Source organism: Chryseobacterium sp. Leaf201, from assembly GCF_001421435.1.
Lineage (GTDB): Bacteria > Bacteroidota > Bacteroidia > Flavobacteriales > Weeksellaceae > Chryseobacterium.
Genome location: NZ_LMKA01000078.1, coordinates 1 through 14,703 on the forward strand (window position 1 = coordinate 1; position 14,703 = coordinate 14,703).

Annotated in this window: 15 protein-coding genes and 2 pseudogenes; 13 read left to right on the top strand and 4 right to left on the bottom strand. The window is 38.3% G+C overall.

Annotated features, from left to right (window positions below; genetic code table 11):
- The 12 genes and pseudogenes from ASE55_RS11320 to ASE55_RS11375 all read left to right on the top strand — a co-directional run.
- Window positions 1–1,000 (top strand): RHS repeat domain-containing protein (locus ASE55_RS11320; RefSeq protein WP_131726117.1); only part of this gene is annotated, 1,000 nt, incomplete at its 5' end.
- A gap of 6 nt (window positions 1,001–1,006) precedes the next feature.
- Window positions 1,007–1,327: a hypothetical protein gene (locus tag ASE55_RS11325; protein WP_128414554.1), complete on the top strand. Its 321-nt coding sequence runs from the start codon at window positions 1,007–1,009 to the stop codon at window positions 1,325–1,327.
- 126 nt (window positions 1,328–1,453) lie between these two features.
- The gene (locus tag ASE55_RS11330; protein WP_056219419.1) at window positions 1,454–1,789 is read left to right on the top strand and encodes a hypothetical protein; all 336 of its coding nucleotides are present in this window, start codon (window positions 1,454–1,456) and stop codon (window positions 1,787–1,789) included.
- A 383-nt stretch (window positions 1,790–2,172) separates the two neighbouring features.
- Window positions 2,173–2,427: pseudogene (locus tag ASE55_RS20950) on the top strand (RHS repeat-associated core domain-containing protein); the annotation flags it as partial.
- A 152-nt stretch (window positions 2,428–2,579) separates the two neighbouring features.
- A complete protein-coding gene (locus ASE55_RS11340; protein WP_056219424.1) occupies window positions 2,580–3,395 on the top strand; it encodes a hypothetical protein in 816 nt (271 codons plus the stop codon).
- 4 nt (window positions 3,396–3,399) lie between these two features.
- Entirely contained in the window at window positions 3,400–3,831 is a 432-nt protein-coding gene (locus tag ASE55_RS11345; protein WP_056219427.1) for a hypothetical protein, read from the top strand.
- A 418-nt stretch (window positions 3,832–4,249) separates the two neighbouring features.
- Window positions 4,250–4,504 (top strand): annotated as a pseudogene (locus ASE55_RS20660) (RHS repeat-associated core domain-containing protein); the annotation flags it as partial.
- Between the two features lie 759 nt (window positions 4,505–5,263).
- Window positions 5,264–5,758 (top strand): hypothetical protein, encoded by a 495-nt coding sequence (locus ASE55_RS11355; RefSeq protein ID WP_128414555.1) that lies wholly within the window; start codon window positions 5,264–5,266, stop codon window positions 5,756–5,758.
- 138 nt (window positions 5,759–5,896) lie between these two features.
- Window positions 5,897–6,265, top strand: a complete 369-nt coding sequence (locus ASE55_RS11360; RefSeq protein WP_056219435.1) for a hypothetical protein — start codon at window positions 5,897–5,899, stop codon at window positions 6,263–6,265.
- Window positions 6,266–6,271: 6 nt separating this feature from the next.
- A complete protein-coding gene (locus tag ASE55_RS11365; protein ID WP_056219437.1) occupies window positions 6,272–7,036 on the top strand; it encodes a hypothetical protein in 765 nt (254 codons plus the stop codon).
- A 397-nt stretch (window positions 7,037–7,433) separates the two neighbouring features.
- Window positions 7,434–7,661, top strand: coding sequence for a hypothetical protein (locus ASE55_RS11370; protein WP_056219441.1), 228 nt, complete (start codon window positions 7,434–7,436; stop codon window positions 7,659–7,661).
- 147 nt (window positions 7,662–7,808) lie between these two features.
- Window positions 7,809–8,009, top strand: a complete 201-nt coding sequence (locus ASE55_RS11375; RefSeq protein WP_056219444.1) for a hypothetical protein — start codon at window positions 7,809–7,811, stop codon at window positions 8,007–8,009.
- 456 nt (window positions 8,010–8,465) lie between these two features.
- On the opposite strand, the gene ASE55_RS11380 is transcribed toward ASE55_RS11375, so the two are convergent.
- Both ASE55_RS11380 and ASE55_RS11385 read right to left on the bottom strand, forming a co-directional pair.
- Entirely contained in the window at window positions 8,466–9,431 is a 966-nt protein-coding gene (locus tag ASE55_RS11380; RefSeq protein ID WP_056219446.1) for a TIGR03557 family F420-dependent LLM class oxidoreductase, read from the bottom strand.
- 24 nt (window positions 9,432–9,455) lie between these two features.
- Entirely contained in the window at window positions 9,456–10,022 is a 567-nt protein-coding gene (locus tag ASE55_RS11385) for an HD domain-containing protein (protein ID WP_056219449.1), read from the bottom strand.
- Window positions 10,023–10,618: 596 nt separating this feature from the next.
- Between ASE55_RS11385 and ASE55_RS11390 the strand changes: the two genes are divergently transcribed.
- The gene (locus ASE55_RS11390) at window positions 10,619–11,215 is read left to right on the top strand and encodes a Crp/Fnr family transcriptional regulator (RefSeq protein WP_056219451.1); all 597 of its coding nucleotides are present in this window, start codon (window positions 10,619–10,621) and stop codon (window positions 11,213–11,215) included.
- Between the two features lie 78 nt (window positions 11,216–11,293).
- On the opposite strand, the gene ASE55_RS11395 is transcribed toward ASE55_RS11390, so the two are convergent.
- Together ASE55_RS11395 and ASE55_RS11400 are read right to left on the bottom strand one after the other, a co-directional pair.
- On the bottom strand, window positions 11,294–11,650 hold the full coding sequence (locus ASE55_RS11395; RefSeq protein ID WP_056219455.1) for a response regulator transcription factor: 357 nt from the start codon (window positions 11,648–11,650) through the stop codon (window positions 11,294–11,296).
- 240 nt (window positions 11,651–11,890) lie between these two features.
- A complete protein-coding gene (locus tag ASE55_RS11400; RefSeq protein ID WP_056219459.1) occupies window positions 11,891–14,638 on the bottom strand; it encodes a PAS domain-containing protein in 2,748 nt (915 codons plus the stop codon).
- Between the last annotated feature and the right edge of the window lie 65 nt (window positions 14,639–14,703).

Consider the following 14,703-nt stretch of genomic DNA (forward strand, 5'->3'; position numbering starts at 1 on the left):
CGGTTATAACAGCAAAGAACTGCAGAAGGAAASCGGCTGGAGCGATTACGGTGCAAGGATGTACATGGCGGATATCGGGCGTTGGGGCGTGATTGATCCCCTGGCTGAAACATCAAGAAGATTTACGCCTTATAATTATGCGCTGAACAATCCGTTAATGTTTATTGATCCGGATAGAAGGAAAGCCCAGGCCCCGGAAACAGAAGGCATAGATCATACCGGAGGAAACTCTCTGTGGGGATTTTTGGCGGGACCGGGAAAGAAAAGCCTGGATGCCATAAAAGCTGCTATTGACAGCCAGGACGGAATGGGTGATTTTCAGAGCTTGCTTGCAATGAGAACTGGCGGTGGCGGTGGAAGTCCCACTTTCGGGGAAACACAGGCTTACAGGGATATTATGGCATATCTCGCTGAACCGGAATCTGGATCAGGGAATTATTTCCAAGGAATTGATTTTACGCAGTTTGGAGCTGAAGACTGCTGCTCAGGAGGAAAGGATGTATTAAAAGGAATTGTTAACGGAGCAGCAGGTACTTTAGAAGACAGTTTTGGGTTAGCAGGATTAGCCATTAAGATGGCTGCCGGAAAAGAAGACCTTATCCCAAGGTTATCCGTAAAGGATAAAGCGGCTGAATTTGCAGGTATTCTGCTTTTCGCGGCTATGGAACCTACTCCGGGAGGAGAAATAAGTGCTGGAGGACGTGGGATTATGAAAGTTTATAGGGCAGTTGATAAATCAGAATTAGCATCAATTAATAAAACAGGTAAATTTTTTATAAAGAAAGGAGGAACTGAAGCTAAATACTTTGCTAATTCTATAGAAAATGCTCATGCATTTGGAAAACAACTCTATCCAAATGGATATACAATAGTAGAAGGAGTGATTTTTAACTCAAATAATCCTATGAAATATTGGTCACCAAATACTGACGGTATTGGTGCTTTTATTTTTAATCAAAAGGCTTTAAAAGCAATAAAACCAACCCAATTAATTAAATAATAAATTATGCTTTCGGAGAATAGAATTTTTCATTGTGTAGGAAAAATGAAAATAAAAAAGAGTAAATTACTAAGGTCTAACATATTACCAATTGAAGATGAAGTAAATTGGATGTTTTTAGTCATAGGAGATTATACTTATAGTTTTGTATATAAGTTTGAAGATCCAGAAAATGCTCAATATGATGTACCATTTTCTGTAAAAATTGCCTTTACCTTTTTTGATTTAGTAAAAGATAAACTTGTATTAAACCATAAGTATACAGTTTTAAGAGGGCAGGAAGAAGTGGGAACCATTATTTTGGAAGATTTTTTACTTAATGAATAGTAATCTATTGAGAATTATAACTAAAATATATAGCTTTGTTTAAGAGAATGATTATAAAAAAATTTGAAATACATCTTGAAACCGATCAATAACAAGTAATCAATAAAATTTTAAAAATTTATAATAATGGAAAACTTTAAGATTTTATTTCCAGCAGGTTATAATATTACGAATGTAACTGATGATAATATAGATGTTAATGTAATTTTATCAAATGGATTTGTTTATTTTGCAACATTTTTTACTATTTTAAACATAAAAAATCTAATGAATAAAGATTTATATTTTTGGTCAACGGATATGGTAGTAGTAAAAAACCTTGAAAAAGAAACTATAAAAAAAATAGTATTAAAGATAATAGATGAAGAGCTATTAGAAGTTTCGTTTTCAAAAATTGGAACGATTAAAGAAATCTATTCTGAAAACGAAAGCTTTGAAGAAATTACAGCAAGCATACGGTAACATTCGGTCATGTATAAGAGTTAGTGATGACACTACTTTCTATAATTAATTTATTGATAATCAGTAAAAATTAAAATCAAATTAATGCAAAACAAGAGTAGGTACCCCTGCTCTTGTTTATTTTTGRGGATAAAAACATCCTTAAGTGATTGAAGGTCATTCCTCATGTATTAGAGTTAGATGAATTAATTTTGAAAAAAACCAAGTATATTTAYAGCTATACKGACCATTTGGATAKACAAGTAAAAGAGAAGCTTTTACGAAGGATACGAACGTAGTTCAGTACGCCTGAGYTATTTTAAAAATGCCTCCGGCAGCGCAGAAGTTCTTGAAGAAATCGACAAAGGAGATTCGCCGATTCCATAAAAAATAAAATATAGAGGCAAAACAATTTTTACCCGTTTGGGCTGAAGCATGAGGGCTACAATGTACAAAGCGGAAACCCTTCCTATAACTACGGTTACAACAGCAAGGAGCTGCAGAAGGAAACCGGCTGGAGCGACTATGGTGCCAGGATGTACATGGCGGATATCGGGAGATGGGGTGTGATTGATCCTTTGGCTGAGCAGTACAGAAGACTCACACCGTATAATTATGTAGCAAATAACCCGATTAACTTTATCGATCCTGACGGTAGAAAAATGCAGGCTCCGAAAGGCGATATAGATCCCCTGCCTTCAGGTTTAGTGCCGGGCGGAATGATGGACTATTATGCCAGGGGCGGAACCGGAAAAACTTCCGATCTTCTAAAGTTCCTGGGACAGGAAGATATGCTGGGGAGGGTAGAAAAATGCAGGCTCCGAAAGGCGATATAGATCCCCTGCCTTCAGGTTTAGTGCCGGGCGGAATGATGGACTATTATGCCAGGGGCGGAACCGGAAAAACTTCCGATCTTCTAAAGTTCCTGGGACAGAAAGATATGCTGGGGAGTTTCTTTGCCCTGATGTCAGGAGAAGGCGGTGGCGGAAGTTCACCTACATTCCAGTTCCCAAAAGGAAAAGAAGAATATTATCAGAAAAATTTTCCTGCTTTTTATCATTTGGTGAAAAGTATTTTACCTAATATTCTTAAAGACCCTAATTATTTAAAGGCTCTTATGGAAGTAACAGGAATGAATGAAGAAACACTGAAAAAGGCATTTACCTATGGAGATGGTCCAACTCTAAATGCCGATGAAATTTGGCCAGAAGGCTTTTATGATTATTCGGGAAGCAATGCAAAAGAAGATTTAAATTCTATTACAATAGATATTAATAAAGTTTTAAATTGGTATGAAAAAGCTAATAAAAATCCTGACACTTTAGAAGGAGTAACAAATATATTTTTTATGACTGCCATTGTTGGACATGAAACATCCCATTGGGGAAATCAAATAAAAGGACCACAAGGAGAAGGATTGATTTTTTTACATAAATTTAATAATCAAGCTGGAGAACCTGAACATGGAAAAGCTTTTGAATTTAAACTGTTTCAAAGTCTTTATCCAAAAGCTAAAGTTTCTTATGGAGTTTTAGAAATGGGTCATCCTAACCAACTGTCAAAATATTTAAATAATTATGTACTTCAGAACTTCAAAACACTATCTAACATTTTTAAATCTCATTAAAAGAATGAATAAAACCATTAATCTTGCTTATTTTTTAATCTGCATAATAATTATAACGTCATGTGCTTCTAACAAGTCTGTGCAGACTAACACTGACAGAGAAAATTTTAATAAACAGTTTTTCACAAATAAACTTTTTTATGGTGCAATGAAAAAGAAATTTAAGGATAAGAAAGAGATTTCTATCTTAGATTCAGACCATCTTATTACAAATAAACCAGTAGTATATTTTAACAAGGAGATTAAAATTGGAGTTAGTGATAATAATTCACTAGAAAATGATCTTTATGCTAAATATTATATTATTAATTCTGATCTAGCATATGTTGTGTTTTGGGCAAATAGTATTGAAGGAATTTCTTTTATCGTAGTAAATAGTAAACAAGATAAAAATAAATGGAATATATTAGATGTTACTTATAGAAATACAAGATGATATGATTTAAATGAAAAAGTATGTTAGTTACATCCTACTTTCTTTTACAAATCTTAATTGAACCAATAAAAATGAATTTTTTGGTCATATCTCAGAGTTAGCGATGACACGATTAATAACTTATTGAAAATCAATAAAAATTAAGATCTAATTAATAGAAACAAGAGTAGATAAGCCCTGCTCTTGTTTATTTTGATAAAACATCCTGGTCATGTATTAGAGTTAGTGATTAATTAATTTTGAAAAGACAAGTATATATTTACACCTATACGGACCATTTGGATAGACAACTTTTACAAAGAATACGAACGAAGTTCAGTAAGGAGCAGCTATTTTAAAAATACCTCCGGAGCGCAGAAGTTCTTGAGGAAATCGACAAAGGAGATTCGCCGATTCCATAAAAAATAAAATATAGAGGCAAAACAATTATTACCCGTTTGGATTGAAGCATGAAGGCTATAACTTACAGGTTGGAAATCCTTCTTACCAATACCAGTACAGCGGCAAAGAACTGCAGAAGGAAACCGGCTGGAGCGATTACGGTGCAAGGATGTACATGGCGGATATCGGGCGTTGGGGCGTGATTGATCCGCTGGCAGAACAGTACAGAAGACTCACACCGTATAATTATGTAGCAAATAACCCGATTAACTTTATCGATCCCGATGGCAGGAAAATGCAGGCTCCGAAAGGCGATATCGATCCCCTGCCTTCAGGTTTAGTGCCGGGCGGAATGATGGACTATTATGCCAGGGGCGGAACCGGAAAAACTTCCGATCTTCTAAAGTTCCTGGGACAGGGGAGTTTCTTTGCCCTGATGTCAGGAGAAGGCGGCGGAGGAAGTGATGGTGCTTTAACTTTAGGGCAAACCCAAATATACCGAAATATTATGGCTTATCTGGCGCAGCCAGAATATTTCCAGGGAATTGATTTTACGCAGTTTGGAGCAGATGGTGATGAAGATAATGGAGGCAAAAAGAAAAACGGAGGAAATAATAAAGATAAACAATACGGAAATGTATTTAACTTTTTTAGTCCAACTGATGATAAAGATTATTCTGCTTATACATATGCTCAAAGTGTTGTAGACGGAGAAAAAGAAAAAAATACCATAACAATTTTCGGGCATGGAAGTGAAAGAAGAGTTGGAGGTATGAATGCTAAAGAATTGCATAAATATCTTTTAAAACATAGTCCTTCATATAACGAATCAGTTAAAAATGGAACGGCAATTAATATACAAATAAAGGCTTGCTTTACAGGATTGCAATTAGCAAAAGATCTATCGTTAATAAATACTAATGCAACGGTAACGGGCGCAACTGATTATTGGATAGCAAAAAGTTTTTTATGGTTTGCATGGGATGCAGGATTAAGAAACGAAGCCCCATATAATAGCTATAAAAATGGAATTAAAGTAAAAAATTAGATTATGAGAATGATTTTGAAAAACGTTTGTTTTATAATTATGGTTTTAATGATGGCGAACTGTAAAGAAAGTAATCATGAATTATCACAAGAAGATATTGTTCATTTAAAAAATGACATTATCGAAAATGGTAATGAATATTCTTATATAAAATTATCAACTTATAATGAAAATATGAAGTTTTATGGGGAGACTCTTCCTTTCAGTTTAATTATGATTAACAAGTATAATTATAAAAGAGGTTATGATATAATTGCAGAGGAAATGATAGCAATTAATAATAATGGATTATATGATATCAAATATTTAAAAAATCTTAATGCTGGAGACAGAGATTTTGTATTGTATTACCTTAAGTTAGGATTAAAAGAGGAAGATATTGAATCAATTTTTTTATTTGAAAAAATATATAGAAATGGTTTAGGTATTAATAAGAATATTAAGAAAGCTGATAGTTTAAAGAATGTATATACGGAAATGATGAAAAATACGGATTAAGGAAGAATAATGAACACTCTTGATGCAGCCGGACAGGCAAGAATGGATGACATGAGAAGCCAGATGTCAGGATATATGCAAGCTTCTGTTTGAGGTGCAATCAGGTCTGGAGCACAATATGGTATTGTAGGTTCTGGAATGGGAACTGGACATGTTGGTGCATTTACAAGCGCCAATGCATCAATGAGAAATAAGATAGCGAATTTTGCTGAGAGAGCAGGAATATATAGTGGGCAAAAAGGACTGTCCAAAAATTCTGAAGCTATTATTGAAGGCTATTATCAACAGATGAAAGCCGGAAAATCTATTAATCCAGGAGGTGGCTTTCGTACTCTTGACCGAAAGATAATTTTAACAGAAGGTAATCATCGCATGAACGCAGCAATTAGATATGCTATAGAAACAGGGGATGTAAAATACATACAAAAAATTCTTGAAGGGGTTCCAAGACAACCAGTTGATATGAGAAACTATAATATACCAATTAAAAAATTTCTTACAAAATAATAAAATATGAGCTTAACAGTAACAGATATAGACAGTGATTATCAAAGTTTAATTGATAATAAAGATTTTACCGCCGTGAATTTTCCTATTAAAGAAGCAGTTAAAATTTATGGAAAGAGTTATGACAGGCTAAGAGACAAGAATAAATTAAAACTTGAAATTGAAAATATAATAGGCTTTAAAGATGATCACTTGAACTCTTGTTCAGCAATAGAAAATTTTCTGGTTTTTACTTATTATTTACTAAAAACAAACAATAAGCTGGTTGTGTTTACGGCTGGATTATCTTATACCTCTATTGACTACTATATTAAAATAATGGAAATTATTCTGTCTAAATTGGATAATCGTACATTATGCGTTGTCAAAAATTTCTCGGATATTAATGAATCTACATTAACTGATCTCTATATACACATCAATAAAATTGAAAAAGAAATTATATCCGATTTTATGAAAAACTGGTTAATGGGATTTAAGCCTAAAGATGAATTTTTTACATATCCTCAATATTTTGGAAAAATAGAGTTTGAAACTGATGATTATCTTGAAATGCTCTCATTTATTTTATCTGAACCAAACAGGAATTATAAATTCGATTTTATAAATAAAAACAATTTGCAGTACCCTAAAGGTATGATTATTATTAATGATAATTCCCTATATCTAGGAATTGGAGCGAATTCAATGTATGAGAAAAATCTTATTGATAAGCTATCTGAATCATATGTGCAAACCCCTATTATTTGTAACGGTACTTTACCATATTAATAGACTTAGTAATCATATTCTTAGTGATATATTTTAAGTCATTATTGTATTAAAACCGGCAAAAGTTAAAATCAAATTAACACAAAACAAGAGTAGATTAATCCCTGCTCTTGTTTATTCTTTTGAGAATAAAAGTATATCAAGTAAAGTCATTCCTGCTGTAACAAAATAGTGATTAATTAGTTTTTGAAAAAAGCAAGTATATTAAAGCTATACAGACCATTTGGATATACAAGTAAAAGAGAAGCTTTTACGAAGGATACGAACGTAGTTCAGTAAGGGTGAGCTATTTTAAAAATGATGCCGGCAGCGCAGAAGTTCTTGAAGAAATCGACAGAGATTCGCCGATTCCATAAAAAATAAAATATAGAGGCAAAACAATTTTTACCCGTTTGGCTTGAAGCATGAAGGCTATAACCTGACCATAGGAAACCCATCATACAATTATGAATACAGCGGCAAGGAACGGCAGAAAGAAACCGGCTGGAGCGACGTCAGACATACCAAGAGGAGAGGTTATATATTGTGGGGATCTTATAAAGAATATATAGGAAAAGACGTTTTTGGTTTTGACAAAAAGGCAGTGAAAGTGTGTATGGCGGTGGCGGTGAAAGCGAACGCCTAAAAGAAATGGCGATCTCAACTCCAATGTCTTCAGATCTAGTGGTAATTTCTTTAACAGATACTGCAGCCAACATAGTTCTGAAAACAGAAATTAAAGTAAGCAGTTACAAAACTGTAATTAGTAAAAAAATGGAAAATGAATAATTAAATGGGATTGGATATTAATATGATTGCCCTTGCCGGTAACATTATACGGTTTATATTTATTTACAAGTTCAGTATAAAAAAGCAAGATTTGGCATATGAAATAGATTTTGACAAAGAAGAAAAAAAAGATATTTTAACTGGTTCAATTTTTATAATTACATTTATAATTTGGGGAATTTTAACTTATTCTGTTAATTGGTAATTTTTATCAGAACAATAAAAATTATAGCAATAAACATTAATTGTTTAAGACTTAATACCAAAAAGAGGTTTTAGCTATATTGTTCTAAATAAAGAGTAATCAGTAATTTTTATATCCTGAAATGATGAGATGTATGCAATTATAACTGAGAATGCAAAATCATCCTTTAAAAATTACATTTTATATCTAAAGAAATTGGCTCAGAAGATTATCTCTCTGAAAACCGTATGCATATGTACTGAATAGCCTCATCAATATATTTGATCCGGATGGAAGGCAAATCAATGATATCAATACTGGAAGCTATTTGGGACTAAACCTATGACTGTAAAAATTCTTGCTGGAAATAGCGGGTCAGATATTGTATCAATTATAAATCAACAAAATACTAAATTAAAGAAAACCACCGCTTTTGAGCAGTGGTTTATTATTACAGTATACTATCTTTAAAGAGCCTTACACATTCAGGTTTTTCAGAATCTTACCGTACATTTCTATCGTTTCTGCCTGGTTATGGGAAACGTCCTGTATATAGATTTGGGAAAACCCGCAGCTGATGTCTTCCTGCAGCCATTCCAGGTGTTCTTTGGGGTCTGAGGATATCCGGATGATTTCTTTTACCTGCTCTGGGGTTACCAGTTCTACTGCACTGTCGAAATCCTCAGGGGTGCGGATTTCCGCCTGTAGTTTTCCTCCCAGCACGGCATGCCGCCAGTTGTACCAGGCTTCCTGTTCTGCCTGTTCCTGGTCTTTGGCGTATGACATGATGGCCTGCAGATGCAGGTTGCTGATATCCCCTCCCCCCTGCTGATAAGCGTAGATAAATTCCTTCTGGTCTTCAGCCGGCTTTACAACCGTTATAATCCCGTCACTGCAGCCGGCCAAGTCGTGTGCAGATTCATTGGACAGTGCGGCTACCAGAAGCTTAGGCATCACTGAAGGAAGGGTATATAATTTTGTGTCGTACACCTGGAAGTATTTGCCTTCGTAGGTAACATTTTCCCCTTTCAGCAGGCTCCTGATGATATGAATCGCTTCTTTCAGGCGTTCATTGCGTTCTTTTTTAACGGGCCAGTGTTCGTTGGTAATGTGCTCATTCAGTAGCTGGCCGCTCCCCAAGGCGACCCACAACCGGTCCTCGTACATTGAAGCCAGTGTGGCGATATATTGTGCAATCACTACCGGATGGCAACGTACGGTGGGCGAGGTCACAACGCCGAACGGAAGGCCGGTCTGGCCCATCGCGCTTCCGAGCCATGGCCATGAAGCAATGGAAGCACCCTGGCGTTTGCTCCAGGGATAAAAATGATCCGAGCACATAAATCCCCTGAAACCGTTTGCTTCAGCGGTTTTTATATTATTCAGGTGCTCCTGCGGGGTAAACCTTTCCAGCGGGCAATGGTAGCCGATACGTGTTTTCATAGATTTTATATTTATAATAGGTGTTTATTCAACGGATTGTATTTTCTCTAATTCTGCCCTTACCCTGTTTTCTGCTTTCTGCCGCAGTTCAGGGTTTCCGTCTTTTAAAGCCTGTATAATGGCCAGGCATTCCTTTAAATATCGTTCGGCAAAAGACGGGTCGCTTTGCGGAATTTCCGCTGCATTGTCAAGGATATCCGCATATTTGATCGTCTGGGCATCAGGGCTGATCGTGCTCAGGCGTTTCAGTTCCTTTTTCTTTCTTTTGTACCGGTTGAATGCGGGATCGTTTTTCTTTACGTAAACATCCGTCAGCTCTACTACCAGTTTCAGGGTTTCATTTTTCTGCGGTTCGTCCATCAGACGGTCCAGAAATACCGAAATGTCATCAGCCGTACATGCTGTGTCCTCAATCACATCATGCAGAACGGCTGCAGCCAGTACGGTGATACGCTCTGTGTACTGCCGGCAGGTTTCCATTACCCTTACAGGATGGACGATATATCGGTCCGGACTGTATTTCCTGGTCTGGTCCCCATGGGCGGCATCTGCAAATTCTATAACGGTGCTTATGATTTCTGAATGGTCCATACTGATTCTGTTTCCCGTGACAACGGAGTGAAAAAAGCAACTGCCTTGCCATAGGCTCCCCTCAAAACACTTTTAAATACCACGTGTGACCCTGAAATCAGACCTTTGAAAAGCAGGCAGGGGCTCTTCCGGAAAATTTGAATTCCGTCACCATACAATTGCTGTTACATTGATACCACATGGTTAAAAAGTATATTTTATGAAAATACCTGAAATAACCTGAATTATGGCTGCATTCTGCATTATACCGTAATCTATAACTCCTATCCGTATATGACCTAGGTCATATCAGTATAAAATCAATACTTCTATCTTTGATAAACACACCTAAACCTACATTATGAAAACATCCGGACTTATCCCTATAAGGTCAGTTTAACATGCTTTTTTGCGTCAACCACAACCCTGCAGGAAATTCTCAGCAGGCCGGTTCTTTACACAGAAACAAACCGTCGAAATAAACGGCAGATTGCCTGTATTAAAGGCCGGAACCTGACATGATCTGCGGTCGCTGCCTGTTTACAGATGAAATAACCTCTGAGCTGCGTATACCAACGGAGCATGAACATTAAACCAAACCACAAAAATTATATATTATGTCTATTAAAACAAAACTCCTGCATTCGGTAGGGGGCACGGAAGAACATTACCATGCAGGGGACTGCATTTTCAGTGAAGGCGGCACCCCGCTGTTTTATTACCAGATTGCCGAAGGAAACGTAAAGCTGAATAACTACAGTGAAGACGGTAAGGAACTGATCCAGAATATACTGCCACCCGGCTCCTGCTTCGGCGAATCTATGCTGTTCCTGAAAAAGCCCTATCCTATAAATGCCTTTGCGCTTACGGACTGTACCGTACTTAAGGTCCACAGGGATAAATTCCTGGCGTTGCTGGACGTGTACCCTCACACGGCACTTGAGATCTGTGAGGCGCTGTCTGAAAAAACGTACAATAAATACCTGATGATGCGCAAAATTTCAAGCAAAAGCGCTGTTGAGAGGCTTACGGAAATAATGAATATGATGAAAGAGCCGCAGCCGAACAAGGATAAGTTCTCCTTTGAAATTCCGCATACGAGGCAGCAGCTGGCGTCCCTCACAGGCCTGTGCGTGGAGACTGCAATCCGTGCCATAAAAAGGATGGAAGAGAAAAATGTACTGAAGATCAGAAACAGGAAAATTTTCTATTGATACCAATAAGGCCTCGGCAGGCACACCGTTTCGGCTGTTGTTTCTGAGGCCTGTTTTTTTTATGTATACGTTCCGGTTTCAATTAAGAAGCTTCCGGATCCTGTCCAGCACATTGCCGATATCAAACGGCTTGGAAATAAAATCATCAGGCTCACAGAGGTTTTCAAAATGCACCAGGCCCGCATGCGCACTCATGATGATGACGGGAATATTTTTATTATCATGATCCTCTTTGATCTGCCGGCACAGATCAATTCCGGAACCGTCAGGCAGCATCACATCGAACAGATAGAGATCCGGTGTTTCATGGATATCACGTTCTGTAAATTCGCCTGCCGTAGCAAAGGACTTTACGTCATAATTTTCAGAGGTCAGAAATATTTCTAAAACTTCCCTAATCGCTTCATTATCTTCCACTAAAAAAATCTTTCTCATGCCGTTGTCAATCAATAATTACACCACATCAGATGTAATTCTGAAGGCAGGTACATTATCCTTAAATTCATATACCATTAATTCTTACCCTTTTTTAACTTTATTTCAAACGGATATACCCTGCAGACAATGAAGATGATGCAGGGTTTTACGTGAATTTAAATGGGCTAAACCTAATAAACAGTCAGAAAAATAAAGTTTAAAGTTTTATGCGTTTCAGGATTGAAATTTAAACCCGTTTTAAAGATTTTCTTTATTGATAACAGGCAGGGTAAACCAGAATTCGCTTCCTTTCCCCATTTCGCTTTCCACCCCTATTTTCCCGCCGTGGTTTTTAATGATTTCTGCACTGATGTACAGTCCCAATCCCAATCCGGTAAATTTCCGGTCCTGATAATCAGTCCTGTAATACCGCTTGAAAAGGTGCTTTATTTTCTCTGGCGGAATTCCCGGGCCGTGATCGATAACACTTATTTTTATTTCGTAATCATTAAGCCGGCTTGCATTCACGGTAATGGTCTCGGAATCCGGGGCATATTTTAAGGCATTGTTAATGAAATTCACAATAACCTGCCCCACCTGCTGGCTGTCTGCCTCTATAAACAGTGAGGTATCTCCCGTAAAAACGATTTCCTGGTCTGTCTGGCGGATTAAATCTGAACAGCAGTCATTGAACAGCTCGGAGAGGATGATTTCTTTCTTTTCAACCTTCAGCTGCCCCTGCTCGATCCTTCCGGTATCCAGCAGATCCGTAATCAGACACGAAAGCTTATCCAGGCTTTTTACCGACTGTTCCAAAAGCCGGGTGCGGGATTCGGACGGCAACTTTTCATGTGACCGCTGCAGCAGTTGTAATGAAGCCTTCAGGGCAGTAACCGGTGTTTTCAGTTCATGGCTGGCAATGCTGATAAAATCATCTTTCCCCTGCATGATTAATCTTCTCGACGTGACATCCATAAAAGTACCGATCCCGCCGGTAAGCCGGCCTTCATGGTCAAATATAGGGGCCGCATTGATGGAAATATAGAAACATTCCCTGTCAGGCGGCTGAACTGCGATTTCATAATCATACACTGGTTTGCCCGTGCGCATCATAACAGACATCGGGTGTTCTTCTGACGGAAGAGGGGTGCCGTCCAGCCTCAGGTTCTGCCATTCAGGAGCATCATAGGTCCTTTCCTTGATCTTGCTCTCGCTCAGTCCTAAAATCTGCTGTGCCATGGGGTTTGCATAGATCATCCGTCCATCTGCATCGGTTACGCCTACTCCTTCAGCCATGGTTTCGAGTATGCTGTGGAGTCTCTGCTCGCTGTTCCTTAATATTTCCTCCAGCTCCGTTTTTTCAACAATCGTCCGGTCCTGGTCCTGAATGGCGAGCATCTGCGGAGTTACTTCCACCGCCATATCAATCACCCCGGTTACCTTTCCGTTTTCTACATAAGGCGTGTACGAAAAATTAAAAAAACCTTCTTCCAGGTTCCCGTTGCGGTTAAGCATTACAGGATTGGAATAATCAGATATGGATTTCCCTTCCGTGAAGGTCTTCATTAACAGATCGGCTGCCTTCTGGCCCTTCAGTTCAGGAAGCTCTTCAAATAAAGGTTTCCCGATAATGGATGCATCCTTCCCGATCAGCTCAAGCATCTGCCTGTTGATCATCGAGACAATGAAATTATCCCCTTTTACCAGCATCATTGCCACCGGGGCCTGTGCGATAAGGTTGGTAAAGCTGGCCTGGGTTTCGGAAAGTTTCCCGTTAAGCTGTGTTATGGTATTATTTAATGCCCTGAGCTCTTTATTCCTGTATTCCAGAGCTTTATTAGAGCCATCCAGCCTTGTAATGCTGTCCCGGAACTCTTTGCCGTCATATGCCAGGCTGTTGTTTTCTTTCTTCAGCCGGTCATTCAGAAGCGATATTTTCCGGTTGGCCTGCTCCAGCTGTTCATTGATCGTGCTGTACTCTTCATTGAGGGTACCGAGCTCTTCATTGGTCATCTGCAGTTCCTCGTTAAGCACCGTAAGTTCTTCATTGAACTCCTGCAGGAGCAGTTCCTTGTTTTCCAGCAGCTTTTTTGCCGCCACTTTTTCTGAAACATCCGTAACGGTAGCCATGACAGGTCCTGTCTGATGATCAGGGCTTAACAGCGGCTGAAAATGAATGTCCAGGTATTTGATTTCCTTGTTTCCTGAAATATAGGTGGTGAATTCAATCTCATGCAGGGATACCCGTTCTCCTGATGTATGCATCTGGGAAAGCTGATCAGAAAATACCTGACCATCGAGTACTGGAAAAGCCTTACGCAATGGTTTTCCGATAAGATTGTCTCCGCCGTTGCCGTAGATTTTAAGCATCTCAGGGTTTGCCGTTTCAATAAGCATTTCGGTTCCCTGCAGCACGGCCAGCCCTGCCGGTGCGGTCTCTATAAACCCATACATCCTGTCTTCCGTAAACGCAAGTTTATGAAGGGCCTGTATTAACTGTTCGTTAGCCTTATTAAGCTTTTCATTAACCGTGCGGTATTCCTGATTGGCTGCGGCGAGCTGTTTATTGATCTGCTGTTCCCGTTCTTCTTTTTCCCGGACCAGCTCCCAGGCTTTTACCCTTTCGGTTACATCCGTTGCCGTATGAAGGATACAGTATACTTCGCCCTCCTTATTAAGGATCGGCTTATAAATAAAATCAAAATAAGAAGTCAACATCTCGCCGTTGATTTCCAGGGTGGCGGGCGTATCATGGGCTTCGTAGGTTTTACCCGTTGCCCATACATTTTTCAGCAGGCCGGTAAAAGGCTGGCCTTCCATCTCCGGAAGTGCTTCTTCAAATGTTTTGCCGTGTATAGAAGGATCCTTCCCCCATATGGCAAGCATGGCCCCGTTAACGAGCTGGATTTTGAGTTCAGGGCCTGTATAAACGGCGGTTGCACCGCTGGACTGACTGAGGATTTCAACCAATGCATCACTTCCCAAAGCTGAAAAAAATCTATACATTTATTATAGAAAGCATATTAAATTAGTATAAGGAAAATATGATTTCAGAATAAATATATTATCAA